Origin of the sequence: Nocardia sp. NPDC058497, assembly GCF_042720195.1 — a bacterium.
Classification (GTDB): domain Bacteria; phylum Actinomycetota; class Actinomycetes; order Mycobacteriales; family Mycobacteriaceae; genus Nocardia.
Genome location: NZ_JBHXMY010000917.1, coordinates 1 through 1,558, shown reverse-complemented (window position 1 = coordinate 1,558; position 1,558 = coordinate 1). Strand labels below are relative to the sequence as shown.

Annotated in this window: 2 pseudogenes; both read right to left on the bottom strand. The window is 59.8% G+C overall.

Features of this window, described 5'->3' with window-relative positions:
• Positions 1–964 (bottom strand): annotated as a pseudogene (locus ACFWPJ_RS32445) (hypothetical protein); the annotation flags it as partial.
• A gap of 69 nt (positions 965–1,033) precedes the next feature.
• Positions 1,034–1,558 (bottom strand): annotated as a pseudogene (locus ACFWPJ_RS32440) (hypothetical protein); the annotation flags it as partial.

Genomic DNA, 1,558 nt, shown 5'->3' with positions numbered 1-1,558 from the left:
CTGTAATATATTGGTTCAAACCGTGCTCGGTCAGAAAATCATTTAGCTGGTCCGCTTTGCCTTGACCAACGATTTCTTCGACAGTCGCCGGTCGCCCATCAACCTTCAGAGATTCCGGCAGCTGCCCAGCCGCGTCGGCCCCGTTCAGGACTGCCTGCTGTGCACTCTGGATGGCCTCTGTCTTGAGTTCCTGCGGGCTCGGTCGATCCTTGTAGTCGTATTCAGGTTTTCCGATCCATTCCTGGATCAGCCCGGTAGTGGTGTTGCCCGCCTCGAGGCCGGTTACATCCTGTACAACCTGTGAGCCGGGAATCTTGGCAACCCCTTCGTCCACAAGCATCCCCGCCATATCGGCACCCATCATCTTGGCTCGGCGGAGCAAGTTCTCCTCCTCCGCCGAGATAGTGTCCTCGCCCTTCTTCTTATCCTCGCCGATGATGGCGTCCCACATCGCATCGTCCAGGCGTCCGGACAGGGTTCCCGCATTGCTCCCAGCAAGAATCGATGCCGGATTCTCGGGGTTTTTCTGCATCGCCTCGGTCAGTTCGGACAACCGATACTGTTCGACGGCTGTGGTCAGGCCGACGCGCCCTTCCTCGGTGTAGGAGCCGAGCTCCATCAACCGATTTCCTTCGTCCCCGTTCCACCTGGCGACACCGTTGAGCACCTTGCTATCGCCGGGAAACCCTTCGGGGTAGGCCCTGCTACTCACCGACTCCAGGTTGGAACTGACCATCTGACTGACCTTGTTGGCGAGCTCGGGGTTCCCCGCGAATTCTTGACGGGTGTTTTCCCATGCCTTGTCGTCGTCGGTTGATCCGAACATTTGGCCGAGGTCGGCGAGGTCTTGACGCCCCCGGTCACCCCTCTCGGTGTTTACTGGAAGCTGGGATTCCTCGGTGATCCGATCGAGCAGCACGGTCGGGCCGCTGCCTTGTGCAGAGTCGGGCCAGTCGTAGTACATCAATCCCTGCACAGTTTCGCGGGGCTTGTACCCTTCCGGCATTCCATCGCCCGACCAGATCTGATGGCTCTAATTGTCATTGCGGGAGCCGATGTCGAGGAACTGTGCCGCAGCTTCGTCGCGGCCGTCAGGATGGTACTGATCCTGGATCATGTCCGAGGACTTGAGGAACAGCTTGGTGCCCAGTTCCGTGCCTGGTTCATACCCCGGGTTGGCCTGCCCCATGAGATCGGCCAGATCGTTCGTATCCTTCCACTGGTCTTGCAGGGCCACAGCCGGACCACCAGGGGTGTTCGGGTTGATCGGGTTCGGGTCAGTGCGTTTCGCCTCGATCAGTTCACGCATCCCGGACGGGAGATTTTGGTAGCTGCCGGCGTTTGTGAGAGTCCCGTCGGGATTGCGTCCGGTGCCGATGTTTTCGTTGCTGACCACCATCAGCCCGTTGGCCAGCGCATCGCGCTGTGCGGCGGCCACAGTATTTCCGGAGTCTTCCCCGGCCTCGAGATGCTCACTCAGCGCGAGAATGCCATCGCTTCCGGCAGTTTGGTAGAGATTGCGAGAGTACTCCTGGACTGCTGTCGGCGGCGATTCGAC